Source organism: Rhodospirillaceae bacterium (assembly GCA_016722635.1).
Taxonomy (GTDB): Bacteria; Pseudomonadota; Alphaproteobacteria; order JAEUKQ01; family JAEUKQ01; genus JAEUKQ01.
Map to the genome: position 1 here is coordinate 344,704 of JADKIX010000011.1, position 19,656 is coordinate 364,359.

Genomic DNA, 19,656 nt, shown 5'->3' on the forward strand with positions numbered 1-19,656 from the left:
ATAAACAACCTTATCATTAATTTTTTTTATATAATATAGCTGTTAAACTGCGTTAGGGAGGGTTATCCAACTTATCCACCAGTCTAATAAAAAAATATCCCCTTGTGAATAGATCAATGGATGAAATGTTGATAAAAGGGAAGAGAAAACAACGCGGGGTATTTATCCACAGTTTGTTAGAGATGCTAAAAAAGAACGATTTAAAATAACAGGAAAAATAAATGGCTAACATCGTTTTGGCATCAGGCAGCAAGATTCGGTCCATTTTGCTTAAAAATGCTGGCGTTAGGTTTAAAGTCCAAGCGGCGGATATTGATGAAAACAAACTTCGCCAGGCAATCGCCACCAAGCCAATCCACCCTAAAAAAATGTCTTATATACTAGCCTTAGAAAAAGCTTGGAACGTCTCGGCGTTGGTAAAAAACAGCTATGTTATCGGGGCTGACCAATTGCTGGTTGTCCAAGAAAAGATTTTTGAAAAACCTGGAACTGAGAAAAAGGCCGTGCAACAATTGTTGGAACTTGCGGGTAAAACCCATCAATTGTGGACAAGTTGTGTTGTTGTTAAAGACGGGAAAGAACGATGGCATTACACCGCCAAAGCCTCGATGAAACTGGCCAGCCTTTCCCCAGCTTTTATAAAGGGTTATATTAAACGTAACCCATGGGTGGTTAATTGTGTGGGTTCTTACCAATTGGAAGGAGAGGGGATCCAATTTTTCCAGAAAATTAGGGGTGACTATTTTTCCATTCTCGGATTACCATTGCATCCTTTGATCCTTTTCTTAAAAAAAGAACTATTACTAAGATAATTAGAGGAAAAAATCGGCAAACTATGAAAATATTTGGGTTAACAGGAAATATGGCGACCGGCAAAACCACCTTGGCCAAAATCTTACAGCAGAAAAAAATTCCTGTTTTTGAAGCAGACAAACAAGTTAAATTTTTACAAAGCCAGTCGCAGGCAATTCGGACGCTTTTGGCCAAAAAAGGCTTGGTTGCAGATGCAGAAAAGCCAATCTCTTCTAAACAGATGCGGGAATTAATTTTACAATCTCCCCACCTTTTAAAGGAGTTGGAAGCCATATATCATCCGGCGGTCCATATTTTGGAAACGAAATTCATTAGGCAAGCGCATCGGCAACGGCGAAAAGTCATTTTCCTAGATATCCCGTTGTTGTTTGAGGTGGCAGATTACCAAGGTCGGTTTGATGCTATTTTTTTATCCTATGTCCCACCCTCTATCCAAAAACAACGGGCTTTCAAAAGAAAGAATATGACGGCAGAATGGTTCTCATTCATTGACTCCCAGCAATTGCCGTCTAGATGGAAAATGAAACACTCCCAGGCGGTTATCACAACTGGCCTGACTTTAAGGAGTAGCCGCTGGCAATTCCTTAGCAAACTAAAAGCCTTTTTAAGCCAGAAATCTTCTTATCAGAAATATCCTTAAGGAATACAAAATGCGCGAAATTATCTTGGATACCGAAACAACAGGATTGGATCCAGAAAAAGGGGATCGGGTAATTGAAATTGCTTGCCTGGAGTTGCTTAATCACTTGCCCACCGGACGGTCCCTGCAATATTATATAAATCCCGAGAGGCTGGTCCCAGCCGATGCAGTGGCTATTCATGGCATTACGAGCGAATTTCTATTAGGTAAACCGAAATTTCCCGAAATAATAGGAGGTTTCCTTGAATTTATTGCAGACTCGCCTTTTGTTATCCATAATGCAGACTTTGATATCCGTTTTCTCAATGCAGAATTGGCCCGGGTTAAACATCCGCCTTTTCCCTTATCCCGCAGCGTGGATACGATCATATTGGCCCGTCAAAAATTTCCAGGTGCCCCGGCAAGTTTAGACGCTTTATGCAGACGGTTTAATATTGACACAAGTCACCGGGCAAAACATGGAGCATTGGTTGATTGTCAATTATTGGCTCAAGTTTATTTGGAATTGCGGGGGGGAAGACAAAAAGGTTTTGCCTTGGATTCCCTTGAATCTTCCCATAATTCTTTAGCTAAGCCACAAGCGCGGAAAAATTTTTCAAGGAAATTAATCATTCCCTCTTCCCCCCAAGAGGATGCGGATCACCAGCATGTCCTGCAAAAATTGCGTAAGGCACTATGGCTCCAGCTAAAATAATCGTCAATTCTTAATTTTTATTGTATTGAGGCGCTTTCCGCAGAAGGGTTGGTTAGCTGGCGTTGACGTTCCTGGTACAACGCTGCAAAATCAATCGGTTGCAATTGGGGCAACGGAATGACCCCATCCCTTGAAAGGTTCATGATAATTTGCCTGGCAAAGGGGAATAACATCCGAGGGGCTTCAATCATCAATAAGGGTTCAATTGCCTCAACTGGCACTGATTGCAAATGGAATAAACCAGCATATTCAATTTCTGCTAAGCATTTGAATTTCTCTTGGACAGTAGATTCAATTAAAATCTTCAAGATCACTTCAAAATCGCTAGTGTTAAATTGTGCGACCCGGATATCAAATTTTATATTCCCTTTGGGGGTTTTAACGCCTTGTTGCAGAATTTCAACTGCATTTGGATTCTCAAAAGACAAATCTTTCAAATATTGCGAAACTAACGTAAAACTGGGACCCTTCTTTTCCCTATCAACCCCTTCGACCTTCGCCGAAGGTGCCGGGACTGCTTCTTTATCAACGGCGTTTTTGGGGGCGCGTGCATTTTCTGTCATGTACCATATTCCCTAACAATAATAACTTTACAAAAAGAAGTTCAACAACCCTTATGCCCGAACCTGTTTTTTTTAGCAAGTATCTTGATATATTAGGCTTTACCCGAGATATTATTCACTGAACTGATGTGGCAAAATACTAAATCAAGAAATCAATCCATATAATGTGGGCGGATTTTTGAACAATACAATTTGCCTTTTCCGCGGTATTTGCTAAAATCCTCAGAGAAAATTGGGGTGTTTAAAAGCCCTTTATGTTTAAAATTGTACTGTAGAATCAAACAAATGACAAATACAGATTGGCTTCAAATCATTATTTTCGCTGCTATCGCCCTATTCTTCTTTTTTCGGCTGCGTAGTGTGTTAGGACAAAAAACCGGCGAAGAACATAAACATGGCAAGATATTGACCCCCAAATCCCTAAGGCCAGTGCCCCTAAGGCCGCAGGATCAGGTGGCGGTAAAGGATAAAATAGACAGTGATCAAGAAATCGCTTCTTTACTGACGGGGCAAGACCAGGTAGCTGATTTAAAAAAACTGCAAACTATTTCCCCTGCTTTTCAGCCTAGTTCCTTTTTAAAAGGTGCTAAAATCGCTTTTGAATCGGTTCTGCATGCCTACGCCGAAGGGGATACTAAAACGCTAAAATCCTTGGTGGATCAAGAAATTTTTGATGCTTTTGCTGGGTCTATTGCTGAGCGCCAAAATAAAGGCCAGCAACAGCAAACCATGATTGTGGCGATTAATGATGCGAAAATCGAATCAATTAAAATTGAAAACGGTCAAGCATTCATCACGGTTTTGATAATTTCGGAGCAAATTAATGTTGTTCGCAACCAAGATGGCCAAGTGATAGAGGGGGATGCAACGGCTGTCAGGAACATTCGCGACCTTTGGACTTTCCGCAAGGATTTGCGTAATATGGATCCGAATTGGCTGTTGGTGGCCACCCATAATGCCGAAGATTAGACGCTTTTTATCGCGCCATCCGATTGCCGTCGTCCTTTTTATGTGTCTGCTAGTTTTGGGAACGTGGCTATGGATTAAAGACCGGCCGTCATCCGTGCCAGTGACTCTTTTACCGCAAAAAATATGGGTAACCCCTATATCATTCCAGCAATTGCCGGGTTGGTCACAAGATAATATTAGCGAAATCATTCCGGCTTTAGAGAATTCTTGCGCAAAATATAAAAAACTGGCACCAGAGCGATCAGTAGGCAGTGCCGATTGGCGGATAAAAGTGGCAGATTGGTTACCGCTTTGCCAAGAATTAGGCCTTATAGGCCCTAGCTTTTCGGATGTCGTAAAGTTTCTTGAAAAATGGTTGCAACCCTTTGCTTTGCAACCATTTCAACCTATACCCGGGCTTTTCACCGGTTATTATGAACCAGAAATTCAGGGATCAACGCTTCCCGATGCCAAGCACCAAATTCCCCTTTACCGTGTCCCCGATGATTTGATTATCGTTGATCTCGGTAAATTTAGGGAAGAATGGCAGAACCAACAAATTATCGGTCGGATTACGGATGGGACGCTTCAGCCTTATTATACCCGTGAACAAATCGCCCAAGGTGCCCTAAAAGGCAAAGGGCAAGAAATTATCTGGCTACAGGATAGGATTGATGGGTTTTTCTTGGAAATTCAGGGATCAGGGGTAATCAGGTTACCCGATAATCAACAGATTCGAGTAGGCTATGCTGGCAAAAACGGCCATCCTTACCGAGCGGTCGGTGCCAAATTCATCCAAGACGGAATCCTAACCCGGGAACAGGTCAGTTTACAATCCATCCGCGAGTGGCTTAGCCGTCATCCGGAACAGCAGCAAAAGTTCATGGATTTTAACCCGAGCTATGTTTTTTTCAACCTTCTACCCTCTGATATAAAGGGTGCAATTGGCGCACAAGGGGTGGTTCTGACGGCTGGCCGCAGTATGGCGGTTGATCCGGTTTATATTCCCTTAGGAACATTGCTTTGGCTTGATAGTACTTGGCCATTTGTCCCAAAGGGGGCGGGCGAGAGCGGTAACCCTGTGCTAGAAAGAAAATTGCAACGATTGATGATCGCCCAGGATACAGGGGGGGCAATTAAAGGACCGATTCGGGGGGATGTTTTTTGGGGGACGGGTGAGGCTGCAGGGAACATTGCTGGTTATATGAAACAAAACGGCACCTATTATCTGATTGTCCCTAAAACAATTCCGATCCCAGCTGAATTAACAGTTAAGTAAGCAGATGCCTTGTTACGTACTGTGACCCAAAGCAATGAGAATAATTTTTAGAAATGACCCAAAGAAAATCAAGCAAATCGATCGTAGAGCCAGATGGCAAGCTTTGGGAACAGGTTGTTAAAAATGTCCAGCCCCTTAAAAACAAGGGAATAAAAATTTTGCTAAGCGTTCCCCAAGAAATTCTAGCCCTTCCAATCATTCGTTCCCCAAGAAAAAAACCTATTATTGACAGACAACCGGTCGTGCGATCGCAGCCTAACCCTCAACCTTCCTTATCCGTTGGGGATCTGCAGCAATTGGATCGTAGCCTGCAGCAAAAGATGAAGCGGGGCGAATTAACCATTTCTGCGACCTTGGATTTGCATGGCCTAACCCAGGATAGGGCGATTGCCCGGTTAACCTCCTTTCTTAATCAAGCTTACGCGCAGCAAAACCGTTGTGTGTTAGTGATTACCGGTAAAGGGGCAGGGGGGTTAAAAGCGGGAGTTTTACAACAGGGTGTACCCAAATGGCTGAATACCCAACCCCTTCGTGCCATCATCCTGGCTTTTTGCTACGCCCAGCGGAATCAAGGGGGGCAAGGGGCGTTATATGTTTTACTGAAAAGAAATAAACTTTTATAAAAAGGTAAGGATGACGAGGAAATGGGTATTCAAAAAAAAATAGATAAACCTGCCAAGCAACATTTGACCCTATATAGCCATCCTGATTCAGGGCATTGTTACAAAGTTAAGTTAATGATGGCAATTGCGGGCTTGGCCCATGACTATCAAATCATCGATATTAATATCCCGCGGCCGCAAAGGCCGGAGTCTTTTAGAAAACTAGCAAAATTCGGGGAAGTGCCTTTACTAACCGCTGGTCAACAAGCTTATGTCCAATCCAATGCGATTTTGATGTTTTTAGCAAATCTCACCAAAAAATTTGGGGCAGAGAATGAAATATTGCTGTCAAAAGTACGGGAATGGCTGTTCTGGGAGGCTAACCGCTTGGGTTTTAGCCTGCCTAATTTGCGCTATGCCCGGCGTTTCGCACCACAAAATTATCCGGCAGGCGCTATTTCTTGGATTGAAGGGCGGTATAAAACAGATATTAGCCGTTTAGAAGAAGAATTGGCGGATGGAAGAACTTTTATCACCGGAGAAAAGCTAACAATAGCTGATTTTTCCTTGTGCGGATACTTATTTTGGGCAGAACAAGCCGAGGTTGATGTACCTCGAAAGGTTCAACAATGGCTGCAACGAATAAGCAAGATTCCAGGTTGGGGACACCCAGACATCTTATTGAAATAATAACCAAAAGGCTACACAATCTATAAACTCTATTGTCCAGCCTTTATTCTTTTCATTAGCCTAAAGAATAAATTTACTGAGATCGGTGTTTTTCGCAAGTCCGGCAATCCGCTCTTGTACATAGGCATCATCGATGGTAATCGTCGATCCTGCTTGGTCACTGGCTTGGAAACTGATCTCTTCCAACAGTTTCTCTAAAACCGTATGGAGGCGACGGGCACCGATATTTTCAACGGTTGAATTGATCATCGCGGCTAAATCCGATAAACTATCAATGGCTTCTTCCGTAAAGTGCAAGGTAATATCTTCGGTTTTTAACAAAGCTTTATATTGTTTGATCAAGCTGGTTTCAGGTTCCCGCAGAATGCGTTTAAAATCATCGCGGCTTAAAGCTTTAAGCTCCACCCGAATCGGCAAACGACCTTGCAATTCCGGCAATAAATCAGATGGCTTAGCCATATGGAAAGCCCCCGATGCAATAAATAAGATATGATCGGTTTTAACGGTGCCGTATTTCGTGGGGACTTGCGTACCCTCAATCAATGGCAATAGGTCACGTTGCACGCCCTCACGGCTGACATCCGCTCCCATCCGCTCGGATCTCGCGCAAATTTTGTCAATTTCATCGATGAAAACAATGCCGTTTTCCTCAACTGTTTTAATGGCTTCTTGAACCATTTTTTCCTGATCCAGCAATTTATCGCTTTCCTCGACAATCAATATTTTATAGCTTTCCGCAACAGTTGTACGACGGGTTTTCGTGCGTCCGCCCATGGCCTGCCCAAGCATGTCATTGAGGTTCAGCATGCCCATGCTGGCCCCAGGCATCCCCGGGATATCAAAGGTCGGCAAGCGGTTGCCGGTATCCTTCACTTGGATTTCAATTTCTTTTTGGTCGAGTTCGCCTGTCCGTAACATTTTACGGAATTTAGCGCGGGTTTCAGGGGTCGATGATTCCCCAACCAAGGCATCCAGAACCCTTTCTTCCGCCATAATTTCAGCTTTACTGTTCACTTCTTTGCGCATGCGTTCGCGTGTTTGGCTTATGCTGATTTCTATTAAATCACGGATGATTTGCTCGACGTCCCGTCCGACATAACCTATTTCTGTAAATTTGGTTGCCTCAACCTTAATAAAAGGGGCTTGTGCGAGTTTAGCCAAGCGGCGGGCAATTTCTGTTTTGCCAACCCCTGTAGGCCCTATCATGAGAATGTTTTTTGGCAAGACTTCATCGCGAAGTTCGGCAGGCAATTGTTGGCGCCGCCAGCGATTGCGCAGGGCGACGGCCACTGCCTTCTTGGCTTCATGCTGGCCGATAATATAGCGGTCTAGTTCCGAGACAATCTCCCGTGGGCTGAAATTGGCAGCGGTGGAGGAGGGATTTGAGGTGGTTAAATGATCGTTCATAAGGTTTCAATCGTAATATTGTTGTTAGTGTAAACACATAATTCAGCGGCAATTTTCATCGATCTTTTGACGATTTCCAAGGCATCCAGATTTTCAATAGGTAGTAAGGCCTTGGCCGCGGAAATCGCAAAATTTCCGCCTGAGCCGATGCCGATTAACCCGCTATCCGGCTCCAATACATCGCCAGCCCCCGAAATAATAAAGCTGACATTTTTGTCGGCAACCGCCATCATCGCTTCCAATCTTCTTAAATAGCGGTCGGTGCGCCAATCTTTGGCCAATTCGACACAAGCCCTGGCTAATTGCCCAGGGTGTTTTTCCAGTTTTGCTTCTAAACGTTCAAAAAGGGTTAAGGCGTCTGCCGTTGAACCAGCAAAGCCTGCAATAATATCACCTTTGCCCAGCCTTCTGACTTTGCGGGTCGTGGATTTAATGATAGTAGCCCCAAAAGAAACTTGGCCATCACCAGCGATCACCACTTGCTCGCCTTTACGGACACAAAGAATGGTTGTCCCGTGCCAAGAGGGGGGGTGATTTGATTGTGACCCTAATGTAGGGGATCCATCGTTCAATTTATTTCTCCTGCTTGATTTGACGCTAGAAAGCATCTTATATATGGGATAGGTTCTTTAAGTAACAAGATCGACCCCCTGATAAAATATTTCAAGCGGGTAAAACAACAGAAGAATAAAATACAAAATAATAAAGATGGGAAGAAAAAATGGCTTATAACCCAGACAATATTTTTGCGAAAATTTTACGTGGCGAAATTCCTTGCAAAAAAGTCTATGAGAATCAAGATGTGTTGGCATTCTATGATATAAAACCACAGGCCAAAATCCATATCTTGGTGATCCCAAAACAGCCTTATCAATCCTGGGATGATTTTTCAGCCTATGCCACCCCTCACCAAATGGCGGCGCTGATGCAGGCGGTGGGATTAATCGCTAGGCAATTAGGATTAGACAAGCAAGGATATAGGGTTTTGGTCAATAACGGGCAGAATGCCCATCAGGAAGTTCCCCATTTTCACCTGCATCTCTTAGGCGGCCATCCCTTGGGGCCTATACTGCAAAAAGGGATAGCAACTAACTAATCATTGAGGGCAACTGTCTGGCCAATCAAGACCAACTCGAATGATCAATCAGCTAATTTGGGTTGGATGCGGCGGTAGCTAAGCGCTTCGGCAATATGGGTGCGTTCAATTCTCTCGCATTCCGCTAAATCAGCAATCGTTCGTGCTACCCGTAAGACACGGTGATACCCACGCGCTGACAAAGCCATTTTTTCGGCAGCTTTTGTCAGCAAACTTTGCCCATCCGCATCTAAAGCGGCCACTTTCTCTAGGGTATTTAAGTCAAGTTCTGCATTTGATAAAGGAATGGAGGCCATTGATGCGGGCGACTGGCGTTTTGTTTGCCTTTCCCACGCCTTGGCCACACGCCGACCGATTTGCCCCGAGGATTCCCCCACCCGTTCGCTATGCAGGGTTGCGGGTGGTAGGGCATTGACCTCAATTGTTAAATCAATTCGGTCCAGAAAAGGCCCCGATATTTTTGACTGATACGATTCGGCGCATTGGGGCTTTTTGCTGCAAGCCAATTGCGGGTGATCAAAATATCCGCAACGGCAGGGGTTCATGGCGGCAATTAGTTGGAACCTGGCGGGATAGGTGATGTGGTGGTTGGCACGCGCAATCGTGATGTTTTTTGTCTCCAAGGGCTGCCTTAAGGAATCCAGAGATTGGCGGGAAAATTCGGGCATTTCATCCAAAAATAAAACCCCGTTATGAGCCAAAGATACCTCCCCTGGTTTTGCCCGTAAGCCACCGCCCACTAAGGAAGCCATCGATGCGGAATGATGGGGATCGCGGAAAGGGCGTTCCTGAATCAGCGATGTTTCGGGCAATTGCCCAGCCAAACTGTAAATAATGGTGGTTTCCAAAGCTTCCTGTGCAGATAAGGGGGGTAATATCCCGGGCAATCTTGCAGCCAACATGGACTTTCCTGCCCCCGGCGGGCCGATCAACAAAAGGTTATGATGGCCAGCTGCGGCAATTTCCAAGGCCCGTTTTGCCGTTTCTTGGCCGCGGATATCGCGGATATCTTTTAATTCCGGCTTGCTTTTAAGGATTTTTGCTGTTGGAGGCGATAACGGTCTTTCCCCCTTTAAGTAACTCAGCAAAACAATTAAATTGGGGGCCGCAATAATTTCTGTCGATCCTGCCCAGGCAGCCTCCGCCCCCTGCTGTTCGGGGCAAATTAATGTCAAACCGCGCGATGAGGCATGTAAGGCAGCTGCTAAAACACCGTTTATAGGCGATATACGGCCATCAAGCCCCAATTCCCCGATGGCACAATATTTTTCTAACGAGATAGCAGGTAATCCATCAATAGCTGCCAGCAACCCCAAAGCAATCGGCAAATCATAGTGGCTACCTTCTTTCATCAAATCGGCAGGTGCCAAGTTAACAGTGATTCTTTTTCCGGGTAATGCCAACCCGATGGCTTGGAAAGCCGCTCGGACACGCTCACGGCTTTCTGCAATGGCTTTATCGGGTAGGCCTACGATGGTAAAACTGGGCAGGCCATTGGTTAATTGCACCTGCACTTCAACTGCTTGGGTGTAAAATCCGGAAAAGGCAACTGTTTTAACGGATACACCCATCATCAATCCTACAAATTAAGGCATTAAGATAAAAATTCACGAATATATCTTGCAATATAAATTTTCAAAATCAAGTGCCACATCAATAAAACAGTCAAAATGGTCGATATAAAAATGGCCAATGACTCCAAGTATCCCGGTTAATCGTAAAACATAATTGAAAAATCCCAAAGGATCATATAGCGTTGGTAGGTATAGAAAGGTAATATTTTCCTATATCCGTTAAAGATTAATTTCGTGATCAATTTAATAATAAAGATAATAGCTACTCGGTAAATTAAAGCCTAAAACTAAATATTGCTAACTCGTAATACGGTTTAGCCAGAATTTTAAACAAGCTGACTTATATAACATAATGACCAATTACGCCTCAAGGCCGCATGACCAGCCATTGAAAGCCATTATTTTGATGGTTGGTGGCGTTTTAATGTTCAGTGTAGCTGACGCTTTGATCAAAGCAATGTCGGGTATTTATCCGATTGGGCAAATTATGACTTTCCGCAATATATTTGCTTGTATCCCTATGGCTTTTTATTTTTACCGGACTAGCGGCTTTGCTTTTTTTAAAACCAAGCGCTTGGGATTACAGTTGTTACGGGGTCTCATCGGCGTTATTTCGATGGCCAGCATCTTTGTGGCCTTCAAGCTGATGCCTTTGGCGGAAGCGGTGGCATTAACTATGTCTAGCACGATTTTTTTGGCGGCGCTTTCCGGTTTTTTGCTGCGGGAGGCAGTAGGATGGAAAAGATGGATTGCTATCTGGGTTGGTTTCATTGGCGTTTTGCTGATTACCCGCCCCGGGAAAAACCTTTTTGACGGTGTTGCCCTTTTTGCCTTGGCCAGCGCTTTTCTATTTGCCCTATCAATGATTTGCGTTCGCCATTTAAGCAAAACTGATAGTGGGGCCACCACCATCTTTTATTTTATTTTGGTTTGTTTAATAGGCAGTTTTCTGACCATTCCCTGGCAGTGGATTTCCCCAGATCATATATGGGTGAAACAAGGAATTATTGGCTGGGCTCCACCCGCTTTAAGGGATGTTGGTATTTTGGCCCTGATTGGGTGTGTAGGGGGGGCTGCCCAGATTGCGATGACCCAGGCGTTCCGTATTGCCCCAGCTGCGGTGGTAGCGCCCTTTCAATATACCGATATCCTTTACTCCATCATTTGGGGATATCTTTTTTGGGCGGAGGTGCCTGATTTATATTTGTATGCTGGCGGCGCCTTGATTACGTTAAGCGGGATTTTTATTGTTAGGCATGAAGTTAAGCGCCGACAGATTAATTCCCAAAAGATCGCTCGCAAAACCAACCATTAGCCCTTTTTCTGTTTTTCGAGGGCGTCCCAGAATATTCTTTCCAAACAAGTGTTGTTGAGCTGATTAATCTGCTGAAACCCTGTGGGTGAGGTAATGTTAATTTCCGTAAGGTAAGGGCCGATAATATCAATTCCCGCGAATAGGATGCCTAATTTTTTTAGGGTAGGGCCTATTGCTTGGCAAATTTGCAAATCCCGTGCCGAAAGATCGGTTTTTGCAGCCCTGCCGCCCACATGCAGGTTGGAGCGTGCCTCACCTGATTTGGGGATCCGGTTAACCGCCCCAACTGCTTGGCCATCGATCAGGATAACCCTTTTGTCGCCCTGCCTAACTTCAGGGATATAGCGTTGGATCACCAGTGGTTCCCTTGATGTGCGTTGATGGACTTCCAACAAAGCATGCAAATTTTCATCATCCGCCTTTACGTGGAAAACGCCATATCCTCCATTGCCGTAAAGGGGCTTTATCACAATGTCTTGGTGTTTTTGACGAAAAGCCACGATTTCTGCGGCATCTGCCGTAATCAGGGTGGGTGGGATAAGATCGGGAAATTGCAATAAAAATAATTTTTCCGGGGCATTACGGACAGTTCTTGGGTGATTCAGGATCAGCACAGAGGAGGGCAAAAGCTCTAATAAGTGCGTGTTGGTTATGTAGGCCATATCGAAGGGTGGATCTTGGCGGATCAGGACAACGTCAAAATCTTTTAAGGACAATTTCTGCTTTTTGCCCAATTGGGCATGGGCCCCTTTTTGACGTTGTAAGGTTATCGCATGGCCAAAGGCATAGATTTCACCATCCAGGAAATGTAAGTTGTTAGGGGTGTAATAATACAATTCATGGTTGCGCCGCTGGGCCTCTAAGGCGATAACAAAGCTTGTGTCTGTGTCGATGTTAATCGTTTCAATGGGATCCATTTGAATGGCGATACGCAACGCAATGATATCCTCCTGGGTTAACGAAATTTTACGGTCTTACATCCGTTGCAGCAAATTTATTTTGCCGACCAACCGGTGTTTGACGAAAGCAAGCAGATGAAGGCCGACCAGGCCTATGAAGCAAAAGGCCAGCAAAGCATGGGCATTGCCAAGCTGCTTTATGGTGGTGGTGACAGCTGGAAAGGGAAGGGGAAAATTAAACCATTGCGGGGAAGCTCCATCCCCTACAAGGGCCAAATATCCAGATATTGGTACAATAATCATAAAAATATAGAAAAGAATGTGAACTGCAAGCGACAGGTATTTTTCCCCATTGCTAAAGCTTGCAACCGGTGCAGGTCTTGCAAAAGACCAGCGAACAAGGAGGCGCAGCCAAATTAATGCAAAAATACTAATGCCAAAAGACTGGTGCCAGAAAATAATTGGGTATCCTGCAACCACTAGTTTTTCTTCCAGCATAAAACCTGTACCGATCATGGCGACAACCAAAATAGCCATAAACCAATGTATTAGGCGTAATAAAGGATGATAGCGAAGAACAGATGACGACATGATCATAACCTTATTTTTAAGGAATCGGGATGATTAGATTTAACATTAAGAATATATCACTAATTTGGGTATCTGCAAGGGTTGAACAATCGCCAAAACCAGATAAACGGGATAATTTTGGTATCGAGGGTGCTTTACTAAAAAAAACTGTAATTGCCTTAATTGTCGTTGGCGTTGCAAGGGGTGGTAAGGCCAATGGGTTTTGGCTAGAGACCCTCGATATTTAACCTCAATAACATATAAATTGTGGTTCTTCGTTGCCAATAAATCAATTTCACCTAAACTCGACTGATAGTTGCGGCGGATGATCCGATACCCGCTGCCCCATAAATACAGGCAAGTCAAAAACTCGCCATATTGGCCAACCCAGGCTTTTTTCGGCCGTCTGATAAAGCGACGCAGTTTTTGGTAAAGATAAAAAGATAGCATACTATTTCTTTTGTAGAACAAGGGCTTGATTATAAACAATTTTTTTAGAGATATCCAATTCATCGGATATTTTTTTAGCGGCTTCTTTGACCGACATTAAAGGTAGGTATTGTTGCAGCAAGCTTGCGGCCATGTCTTCTTTTTCTTCTGGGGAAAGGATTAAAGGTTTGGTTAAGTCAATCATCACCACAATCTCCCCTTTTACCAAGGGATTTCGTTGGTAATAATCAACTAAGTCCTGCAAATCACCCCTTCTTATTTCTTCAAACATTTTGGTTAATTCTCGCCCGACCGCTGCCGGTTTATTGCCAAAAACCGTTAAACAATCCTTTAAACTATCTTGCAACCGTTGCGGCGATTCAAAAAAAACCAACGTCGCGCAGATAGAGGAAAAAGCCTGCAGGAATTTTTGTCTGGCTGCCGATCGAGGAGGAGGGAACCCTGCAAAAAGAAACTGGTGGGTAGGCAATCCAGAAATGACCAAACCGGTCAGCAGCGCTGAAGCACCTGGGATTGTCTGGACGCTAATGCCTTCCATGATGGCTGCCTGGACCAATTTATAGCCTGGGTCAGAAATAAGGGGGGTTCCCGAATCACATACGAGCGCCAGCGAATGGCCTTGTTTTAAATGATGGATTAAAAGGGGCTGTATTTTTGCAGCATTATGGTCATGATAAGATTGTAATTTCGCCTGTATCCCATAATGCTCGAGAAGCTTGCGCGTAACCCTTGTATCTTCGCAGGCAATCATGTCAGCCTGCTGCAAGGTTAGTAGGCCTCGCAAACTGATATCGCTCAAATTACCAATGGGGGTTGCCACCAGGATCAGCCCCTGCATACTGGTTTTAATTGAATCAAGACAATTGGGCGGAAGCGATAAAGTCATTTGCCAGACGGATGAAAATCGTTTAAAGTGCGTGAAAATTTAGAGGTAGTGAAGATTATGGATTGTTTAATCTTTTGCTCATATTTTTTCACAATTGCCTGGATCCTACATGAAAGATTGAAATTGTCCCATGAAAATTTTTAGCCTGGCTGCTCTTTTCGGATTATCCCTTGCCTTAATAAGCTGTCAAACAACCGATTCCCAGCGTTCTGCGGCACGCAGCGGATCACCTAAAGTGGCTATTTTGCTGCCCCTTACGGGCAAAGATGCGGTTTTGGGTAAAGCGCTTCTCAATGCTGCCCAGATGGCTGTTTTAGATGAGGGTGGTGCTGATTTTGAACTTATTATTAAAGACACTAATCAGACAGGTGGTGCAGCGCAGGCATTGCAAGATGCCATGAAAGATGGGGCCAGATTGGTGGTAGGGCCTGTTTTTGCAGCCCAAGTGCGCGAAATTGCCCCTATTGCCCAAGCTAAGGGTGTCCAGATAATTAGTTTCTCAAATGATGAAACCCTGACTAGTCAGGGCGTATTTGTTGGTGGGTTAACCTTGCCGCAACAAATCAACCGGGTTATTTCTTATTCATCAACCCAAGGGATCAAAAGGATTGCCTTGTTATTGCCCGACAATGCGTATGGCCGGGTAGTTGAAAGTTCGGCCAAACAATCAGCTGACGCAAACGAAGTGGAGATTTTCCAGACAGAATTTTATAACCCGGCAAATACCAATCTTTCAGAAACGGTTAAAAGGTTAGGGCCAGGTGACCCGGTGCCGTTACTCGACGAAAATCCCGAAACCGATCCAGAAAGTTCAGAAAGTGACTTAACTGAAAATCTGGACAATACCGATATCATTGAAGGGCAACAGATCACTGCCAATAATCCGCCGCCAGCTTGGATGCCGCCTTATAAACCCGTGAAAGTGGTAAATTATCAAGCGCTGCTGATTGCGGAAGGAGGGGAAAAGTTAATCACCCTGTCATCATTGGCTCCTTACCATGGTATCGATACGACCCAAGTCAGGCTTTTGGGTACCAACCTTTGGGACGCGCCAGCTTTAAGAAAAGAGGCAAGTTTGTTAGGGGGGTGGTATCCCAGTTATTCTTCGGAAGGGCGCGATGATTTTGAAAAAAGGTACCGTGAAAATTTTGCCGAATCCCCTAATCGCCTGGCAGCTACCGTTTATGACATGGTGGTATTTGCCACTCGTTTAGGTGGAAAACCAGGGGCTGATTTTAGCCGGAATGCGATTGTTGGTTTTGGTGAAATGAAGGGTATAAATGGCATTTTCAGATTTCTGCCGGACGGTATTGCAGAATACGGCCTGACGGTTTATGAAATTCAACGGCAACGGCTGTTGGTTAAAGATCCAGCCCCCTCCACCCTGATGCCATTAACCAACTAAGCAGTTAAAAGATAATCAATCAAGGCATTTAACTTCAAACGGCCAAGTTCTGTTGCTTGAATTTTGGTAGCGGTGACAGTTAACAATTGCTGTGCTTGCAATTCGCGCAAAGCTTTATCTGACAGTGAAGCCAACAAATTAATCCCAGTTTCATGGGCGGCTAAAGCCACATTAATCCCGTCTTCTAGGCGTAACCCCATCAACACTGCTTCTGTACGCCGTTCAAGCGGCGATAAAGGATAGAAGTCTTTGGTTCCATGACCATGTAGTAACAGATACTGCTGCCAGGTTTCAGGAATTTTCAGTTGGAAAGACGCATATTTTTGTTGGTTGAGTTTGAACCTGCCATGGGCGCCGGGGCCGATACCTATATAATCTTGATAACGCCAATAGGTTAAATTATGCCGACATTGGGCGTTAGGTTTTGCATAGTTGGAAATTTCATAGTGATGGAACCCTTTCCCCTTCATAAAGTTATTGGTCCATTGATAAAAATCTGCCGATAATTCCTGGTCAGGCATTGGCCATAGGCCTTCCTTATAATTTTTTTCAAAAACGGTTCCCTGCTCAATAGTTAATTGATACAGGGAAAGATGCGATCCAGCTAAAGACATGGCTTGGTTCAGTTCTTGTTGCCAATCACCTAGTGTTTGATGGGGAAGGGCATAGATTAAATCAAAGGAATATTTCTCGAAATGGTTGGCAGCTATTTCAATAGCTTGAATGGCTTGCCGACTGTCATGATGACGGCCCAGAAATTTTAAATCCCGATCGTTTAATGATTGGATACCTATGGAAAGACGGTTGATCCCGCTTTGGCGGTAATCGGCGAATTTTTGGCTTTCAACACTAGAGGGATTGGCTTCCAAGGTAATTTCAATCCCCTGGTCAAACGCCCAATATTTTTGGGCGGTAGCAATTAGTCCCTCAATCATTACCGCGGGCATTAAAGACGGGGTGCCGCCACCAAAAAAAATACTGGTTAACCGTCGTCCCCATGTCCGCTTGCCATAAAAATCTATTTCGGCCTTAAGGCAGGCAAACCATTCTTGCCAATCAACCGCGGCTCTAACATGACTGTTAAAATCACAATAAGGGCATTTTGATACACAAAAGGGCCAGTGGATATAAAGCCCAAAATCTGTGTCTTGTGGGTTAATAGGGTAATTATTCATTGATTACCCTGATACATGCAGGCAAAATTCTTTAAATTTTGCAAAAGCCTTTGCGCGGTGGCTGATCCTGTTTTTTTGGCTAGGATCCATTTCCCCAAAAGTTTGGGTGTAGTCATCCGGCACAAACATTGCATCATAGCCGAAACCCTTTGTTCCACGGGGAGGCCAGGCCAATGTCCCGTCAATCCGGCCCTCAAAGCTTTGATGATGTCCATCCGGCCAGGCAATCGCCAAAACCGAAATAAAAAAAGCCGGGCAACCCGTGATTGCCGTGATGCCTTTTTTCCCCAATTCTTGGTAAACTTTATGCATCGCCACCTTAAAATCACGCTTTTCGCCTGCCCACCTGGCAGACACGACACCAGGGGCGCCGTCAAGTGCTGGAATCACGATCCCTGAATCATCCGCTAAAGAAGGTAATTTGGAAAGGATGGCTGCTTGTTTTGCTTTGATTAGAGCATTTTCCTCAAAAGTTACCCCTGTTTCTTCTGGTTCCGGCAGGCCCAAATCCTTAATCGAATAGAGCGGACGGATGGAGGGGGGAAGAATTGCCTGTAGTTCGGCAATTTTCCCTTGGTTATGACTTGCTAAAACCAAAGGGCCTTGCAGCAAATAACGGGAATGGGAAGACCGTTGCATGACTGCTGTTATGCTGCCAAAGTTGCCAAAAGTTGTTTTTGTTGTTCCACTAAAGAGCGGGTTGCCTTCTGGGCCAAATCAAGCATTTGGATCAGTTGTGGTTGGGTAAACGAATTTTTCTCGGCTGTAGATTGGATTTCAATGATATCCCCCTTACCATTCAACACAAAATTCGAATCAACTTCGGCATTGCTGTCTTCCATATATTCTAAATCCAGAATGGGTGTATTCCGGTAAATACCACAGGAGATGGCTGCAACATAATCTTGCAAAGGGAATTGCTTGATCACACCAGTTTTGACCAAACGGGCTAAAGCCTGATGTAAGGCAACATAACCGCCAGTAATAGCTGCCGTACGGGTGCCCCCATCCGCTTGAATAACATCACAGTCAATAAAAATTTGCCGTTCGCCCAAGGCAACCAAATTGGTAACAGCCCGTAGAGATCGGCCAATCAGCCGTTGAATTTCCTGCGTGCGTCCGGTTAATTTACCACGGCTGGCTTCCCGTTCGCTGCGCGTCGCAGTTGCCCGCGGTAACATACCATACTCCCCTGTTACCCAACCCTTGCCGGTATTCCGCAAAAAACCTGGCAATTGGTTGTCGACAGAAGCAGTACAGAGAAGATGCGTATTGCCCAATTGGATAAAACAAGATCCTTCTGCATATTTATTGACGCCCATTTCCATTTTAACGACGCGCATTTGATCGGGTTGGCGGCCAGAGGGACGAAGGGGGGTATTAACCATTATAAATAACTTTCATTGCTTAAAATGCCTGAATATTATCACTTTATTCATAAACGATATGAAAATAAAATGATAGAGAAGTGTTGAGAAGTTGCGAAATAATTCCTATTTACTAGAAACGCATAAGCAAATTAATTTTGATTGGGACTATCCTCAAGAAGGGTTGATACAGTTGAAACGATGGTGATAAAAAGCAAAGCCAGTATCCAAGAGCTTAGCCTGAGGTCACGGGAAATTTTCCGTCATATTGTGGATACGTACCTTGAAACGGGCGAACCGATCGGCTCAAAGGTTATTTCGAAGCGGGCGAACCTGAATTTGTCACCGGCTACTATCCGAAATGTGATGGCAGATTTAGAGGAAGCTGGGTTACTTTTTGCCCCCCATATTTCTGCGGGTCGTATGCCTACGGAATTAGGGTTACGATTATTTGTCGATGGGTTACTCGAAATTGGGTATTTGGGGGAAGATGAACGACGCAATATGGAGGAAAAATGCCAAGTGGGGGGTCATCATTTCCCTGTTATGCTCGAACAAGCCATCCAAGCCTTGTCAGGACTTTCCCGTTGCGCCGGATTGGTTGTGGCACCCACCACCGAATATAGGTTGAAGCACATGGAATTCCTAAAGCTTGGGCCTGATCGTGCCTTGGTGGTCATGGTATCGGAGGACGGGCTAATCGAGAACCGCCTGATTGATTTACCTAAAGGATTACCGCCAGCTGCACTGGTGGAAGCGGGAAATTATTTGACTGCGCGATTGATTAATAAAACGTTGGCTGAAGCAACGGTTGAAATTACCAAAGAATTGGATGATCATCGGACGGAATTGAATTTATTGACAGAAAAGGTTATCAAAACGGGGTTAGCTACCTGGGCAGGGACAAAAAATGAGCGTATCCTTATTTTGACCGGGCAAAGCCATTTACTAGAGGAAGTGAAAGAATTAGAAGATTTGGAACGGGTCCGCATTTTATTTCAAATGCTTGAGAATAAAGAATCAATGATTCGTTTGCTCGAAGAATCAAAAAAGGCTAAAGATGTCCAGATTTTTATAGGCTCTCAAAATGAATTATTTAATTTGACCGGTTGTTCTTTAATTATCGCCCCTTACCAGAATAACCGGCAACAGGTGATCGGGGCGGTAGGTGTGATTGGCCCTAGCCGGATAGATTATGCAAAGATTATCCCTATGGTCAATTACACAGCCCAACTGATTGGGCGGTTTTTAACCAAAAAATAAGATATTTTTTATGATGCGAA

22 protein-coding genes are annotated in these 19,656 nt (G+C 44.4%); 11 read left to right on the forward strand and 11 right to left on the reverse strand.

Annotated features, from left to right (window positions below):
* Nucleotides 1-221: 221 nt before the first annotated feature.
* From maf to dnaQ, 3 genes are read left to right on the forward strand one after another with little or no spacing between them, the layout of a single operon-like run.
* Nucleotides 222-812 (forward strand): septum formation protein Maf, encoded by a 591-nt coding sequence (maf, locus tag IPP67_09040; protein ID MBL0339283.1) that lies wholly within the window; start codon nucleotides 222-224, stop codon nucleotides 810-812.
* A 23-nt stretch (nucleotides 813-835) separates the two neighbouring features.
* Entirely contained in the window at nucleotides 836-1,453 is a 618-nt protein-coding gene (gene coaE / locus IPP67_09045; protein ID MBL0339284.1) for a dephospho-CoA kinase, read from the forward strand.
* 10 nt (nucleotides 1,454-1,463) lie between these two features.
* Nucleotides 1,464-2,147, forward strand: a complete 684-nt coding sequence (dnaQ, locus tag IPP67_09050; GenBank protein MBL0339285.1) for a DNA polymerase III subunit epsilon — start codon at nucleotides 1,464-1,466, stop codon at nucleotides 2,145-2,147.
* Between the two features lie 17 nt (nucleotides 2,148-2,164).
* Here dnaQ and secB read toward each other — a convergent pair whose 3' ends face one another.
* On the reverse strand, nucleotides 2,165-2,710 hold the full coding sequence (secB, locus tag IPP67_09055) for a protein-export chaperone SecB (GenBank protein ID MBL0339286.1): 546 nt from the start codon (nucleotides 2,708-2,710) through the stop codon (nucleotides 2,165-2,167).
* Between the two features lie 285 nt (nucleotides 2,711-2,995).
* On the opposite strand from secB, the gene IPP67_09060 reads away from it, so the two are divergent.
* The 4 genes from IPP67_09060 to IPP67_09075 are packed head-to-tail and all read left to right on the forward strand — an operon-like array spanning nucleotide 2,996 to nucleotide 6,229.
* The gene (locus IPP67_09060) at nucleotides 2,996-3,679 is read left to right on the forward strand and encodes a Tim44 domain-containing protein (GenBank protein MBL0339287.1); all 684 of its coding nucleotides are present in this window, start codon (nucleotides 2,996-2,998) and stop codon (nucleotides 3,677-3,679) included.
* Nucleotides 3,666-4,937, forward strand: coding sequence for an MltA domain-containing protein (locus tag IPP67_09065; protein ID MBL0339288.1), 1,272 nt, complete (start codon nucleotides 3,666-3,668; stop codon nucleotides 4,935-4,937). Before IPP67_09060 ends, IPP67_09065 begins: the two co-directional genes overlap by 14 nt.
* Before the next feature lie 53 nt (nucleotides 4,938-4,990).
* Nucleotides 4,991-5,560, forward strand: coding sequence for a Smr/MutS family protein (locus IPP67_09070; protein ID MBL0339289.1), 570 nt, complete (start codon nucleotides 4,991-4,993; stop codon nucleotides 5,558-5,560).
* Nucleotides 5,561-5,581: 21 nt separating this feature from the next.
* Nucleotides 5,582-6,229, forward strand: coding sequence for a glutathione S-transferase family protein (locus IPP67_09075; GenBank protein MBL0339290.1), 648 nt, complete (start codon nucleotides 5,582-5,584; stop codon nucleotides 6,227-6,229).
* Between the two features lie 60 nt (nucleotides 6,230-6,289).
* On the opposite strand, the gene hslU is transcribed toward IPP67_09075, so the two are convergent.
* Both hslU and hslV read right to left on the reverse strand, forming a co-directional pair.
* Entirely contained in the window at nucleotides 6,290-7,636 is a 1,347-nt protein-coding gene (gene hslU, locus IPP67_09080; GenBank protein MBL0339291.1) for an ATP-dependent protease ATPase subunit HslU, read from the reverse strand.
* Nucleotides 7,633-8,244 carry an ATP-dependent protease subunit HslV gene (gene hslV, locus IPP67_09085; protein MBL0339292.1) on the reverse strand — a complete coding sequence of 204 codons (612 nt, stop codon included), beginning with the start codon at nucleotides 8,242-8,244 and terminating at the stop codon, nucleotides 7,633-7,635. The genes hslU and hslV overlap by 4 nt, the downstream gene beginning before the upstream one ends.
* A gap of 113 nt (nucleotides 8,245-8,357) precedes the next feature.
* Between hslV and IPP67_09090 the strand changes: the two genes are divergently transcribed.
* Nucleotides 8,358-8,732: a histidine triad nucleotide-binding protein gene (locus IPP67_09090; protein MBL0339293.1), complete on the forward strand. Its 375-nt coding sequence runs from the start codon at nucleotides 8,358-8,360 to the stop codon at nucleotides 8,730-8,732.
* A gap of 44 nt (nucleotides 8,733-8,776) precedes the next feature.
* On the opposite strand, the gene IPP67_09095 is transcribed toward IPP67_09090, so the two are convergent.
* The gene (locus tag IPP67_09095; protein ID MBL0339294.1) at nucleotides 8,777-10,303 is read right to left on the reverse strand and encodes a YifB family Mg chelatase-like AAA ATPase; all 1,527 of its coding nucleotides are present in this window, start codon (nucleotides 10,301-10,303) and stop codon (nucleotides 8,777-8,779) included.
* 355 nt (nucleotides 10,304-10,658) lie between these two features.
* Here IPP67_09095 and IPP67_09100 point away from each other — a divergent pair, with 355 nt between their 5' ends.
* Nucleotides 10,659-11,621 (forward strand): DMT family transporter, encoded by a 963-nt coding sequence (locus tag IPP67_09100; GenBank protein MBL0339295.1) that lies wholly within the window; start codon nucleotides 10,659-10,661, stop codon nucleotides 11,619-11,621.
* On the opposite strand, the gene gshB is transcribed toward IPP67_09100, so the two are convergent.
* The 4 genes from gshB to rsmI are packed head-to-tail and all read right to left on the reverse strand — an operon-like array spanning nucleotide 11,618 to nucleotide 14,426.
* Nucleotides 11,618-12,562 (reverse strand): glutathione synthase, encoded by a 945-nt coding sequence (gene gshB, locus IPP67_09105; protein ID MBL0339296.1) that lies wholly within the window; start codon nucleotides 12,560-12,562, stop codon nucleotides 11,618-11,620. The genes IPP67_09100 and gshB overlap by 4 nt on opposite strands.
* A 33-nt stretch (nucleotides 12,563-12,595) precedes the next feature.
* A complete protein-coding gene (locus IPP67_09110; protein ID MBL0339297.1) occupies nucleotides 12,596-13,111 on the reverse strand; it encodes a cytochrome b in 516 nt (171 codons plus the stop codon).
* Between the two features lie 45 nt (nucleotides 13,112-13,156).
* Complete coding sequence (locus IPP67_09115; GenBank protein MBL0339298.1) at nucleotides 13,157-13,540, reverse strand: YraN family protein; 384 nt, start codon at nucleotides 13,538-13,540, stop codon at nucleotides 13,157-13,159.
* Nucleotide 13,541: 1 nt separating this feature from the next.
* Nucleotides 13,542-14,426, reverse strand: a complete 885-nt coding sequence (rsmI, locus tag IPP67_09120; protein ID MBL0339299.1) for a 16S rRNA (cytidine(1402)-2'-O)-methyltransferase — start codon at nucleotides 14,424-14,426, stop codon at nucleotides 13,542-13,544.
* Between the two features lie 130 nt (nucleotides 14,427-14,556).
* On the opposite strand from rsmI, the gene IPP67_09125 reads away from it, so the two are divergent.
* Nucleotides 14,557-15,831, forward strand: coding sequence for a penicillin-binding protein activator (locus IPP67_09125; GenBank protein MBL0339300.1), 1,275 nt, complete (start codon nucleotides 14,557-14,559; stop codon nucleotides 15,829-15,831).
* On the opposite strand, the gene IPP67_09130 is transcribed toward IPP67_09125, so the two are convergent.
* From IPP67_09130 to rph, 3 genes are read right to left on the reverse strand one after another with little or no spacing between them, the layout of a single operon-like run.
* Nucleotides 15,828-17,006 (reverse strand): coproporphyrinogen III oxidase, encoded by a 1,179-nt coding sequence (locus IPP67_09130; GenBank protein MBL0339301.1) that lies wholly within the window; start codon nucleotides 17,004-17,006, stop codon nucleotides 15,828-15,830. The two genes, IPP67_09125 and IPP67_09130, sit on opposite strands and share 4 nt — an antisense overlap.
* A 3-nt stretch (nucleotides 17,007-17,009) precedes the next feature.
* The gene (gene rdgB, locus IPP67_09135) at nucleotides 17,010-17,645 is read right to left on the reverse strand and encodes an RdgB/HAM1 family non-canonical purine NTP pyrophosphatase (GenBank protein ID MBL0339302.1); all 636 of its coding nucleotides are present in this window, start codon (nucleotides 17,643-17,645) and stop codon (nucleotides 17,010-17,012) included.
* 8 nt (nucleotides 17,646-17,653) lie between these two features.
* Entirely contained in the window at nucleotides 17,654-18,394 is a 741-nt protein-coding gene (rph, locus tag IPP67_09140; GenBank protein ID MBL0339303.1) for a ribonuclease PH, read from the reverse strand.
* A gap of 180 nt (nucleotides 18,395-18,574) precedes the next feature.
* Between rph and hrcA the strand changes: the two genes are divergently transcribed.
* The gene (hrcA, locus tag IPP67_09145) at nucleotides 18,575-19,636 is read left to right on the forward strand and encodes a heat-inducible transcriptional repressor HrcA (protein ID MBL0339304.1); all 1,062 of its coding nucleotides are present in this window, start codon (nucleotides 18,575-18,577) and stop codon (nucleotides 19,634-19,636) included.
* Nucleotides 19,637-19,656 lie beyond the last annotated feature (20 nt).

Excerpts from the sequence above, each read along its gene's own strand:
- maf (MBL0339283.1), top strand. The coding sequence starts at position 222 with ATGGCTAACATCGTTTTGGCATCAGGCAGCAAGATTCGGTCCATTTTG.
- coaE (MBL0339284.1), top strand. The coding sequence starts at position 836 with ATGAAAATATTTGGGTTAACAGGAAATATGGCGACCGGCAAAACCACC.
- dnaQ (MBL0339285.1), top strand. The coding sequence starts at position 1,464 with ATGCGCGAAATTATCTTGGATACCGAAACAACAGGATTGGATCCAGAA.
- secB (MBL0339286.1), bottom strand. The coding sequence starts at position 2,710 with ATGACAGAAAATGCACGCGCCCCCAAAAACGCCGTTGATAAAGAAGCA.
- IPP67_09060 (MBL0339287.1), top strand. The coding sequence starts at position 2,996 with ATGACAAATACAGATTGGCTTCAAATCATTATTTTCGCTGCTATCGCC.
- IPP67_09065 (MBL0339288.1), top strand. The coding sequence starts at position 3,666 with ATGCCGAAGATTAGACGCTTTTTATCGCGCCATCCGATTGCCGTCGTC.
- IPP67_09070 (MBL0339289.1), top strand. The coding sequence starts at position 4,991 with ATGACCCAAAGAAAATCAAGCAAATCGATCGTAGAGCCAGATGGCAAG.
- IPP67_09075 (MBL0339290.1), top strand. The coding sequence starts at position 5,582 with ATGGGTATTCAAAAAAAAATAGATAAACCTGCCAAGCAACATTTGACC.
- hslU (MBL0339291.1), bottom strand. The coding sequence starts at position 7,636 with ATGAACGATCATTTAACCACCTCAAATCCCTCCTCCACCGCTGCCAAT.
- hslV (MBL0339292.1), bottom strand. The coding sequence starts at position 8,244 with ATGCTTTCTAGCGTCAAATCAAGCAGGAGAAATAAATTGAACGATGGA.
- IPP67_09090 (MBL0339293.1), top strand. The coding sequence starts at position 8,358 with ATGGCTTATAACCCAGACAATATTTTTGCGAAAATTTTACGTGGCGAA.
- IPP67_09095 (MBL0339294.1), bottom strand. The coding sequence starts at position 10,303 with ATGGGTGTATCCGTTAAAACAGTTGCCTTTTCCGGATTTTACACCCAA.
- IPP67_09100 (MBL0339295.1), top strand. The coding sequence starts at position 10,659 with ATGACCAATTACGCCTCAAGGCCGCATGACCAGCCATTGAAAGCCATT.
- IPP67_09110 (MBL0339297.1), bottom strand. The coding sequence starts at position 13,111 with ATGTCGTCATCTGTTCTTCGCTATCATCCTTTATTACGCCTAATACAT.
- IPP67_09115 (MBL0339298.1), bottom strand. The coding sequence starts at position 13,540 with ATGCTATCTTTTTATCTTTACCAAAAACTGCGTCGCTTTATCAGACGG.
- rsmI (MBL0339299.1), bottom strand. The coding sequence starts at position 14,426 with ATGACTTTATCGCTTCCGCCCAATTGTCTTGATTCAATTAAAACCAGT.
- IPP67_09125 (MBL0339300.1), top strand. The coding sequence starts at position 14,557 with ATGAAAATTTTTAGCCTGGCTGCTCTTTTCGGATTATCCCTTGCCTTA.
- IPP67_09130 (MBL0339301.1), bottom strand. The coding sequence starts at position 17,006 with ATGAATAATTACCCTATTAACCCACAAGACACAGATTTTGGGCTTTAT.
- rdgB (MBL0339302.1), bottom strand. The coding sequence starts at position 17,645 with ATGCAACGGTCTTCCCATTCCCGTTATTTGCTGCAAGGCCCTTTGGTT.
- rph (MBL0339303.1), bottom strand. The coding sequence starts at position 18,394 with ATGGTTAATACCCCCCTTCGTCCCTCTGGCCGCCAACCCGATCAAATG.
- hrcA (MBL0339304.1), top strand. The coding sequence starts at position 18,575 with ATGGTGATAAAAAGCAAAGCCAGTATCCAAGAGCTTAGCCTGAGGTCA.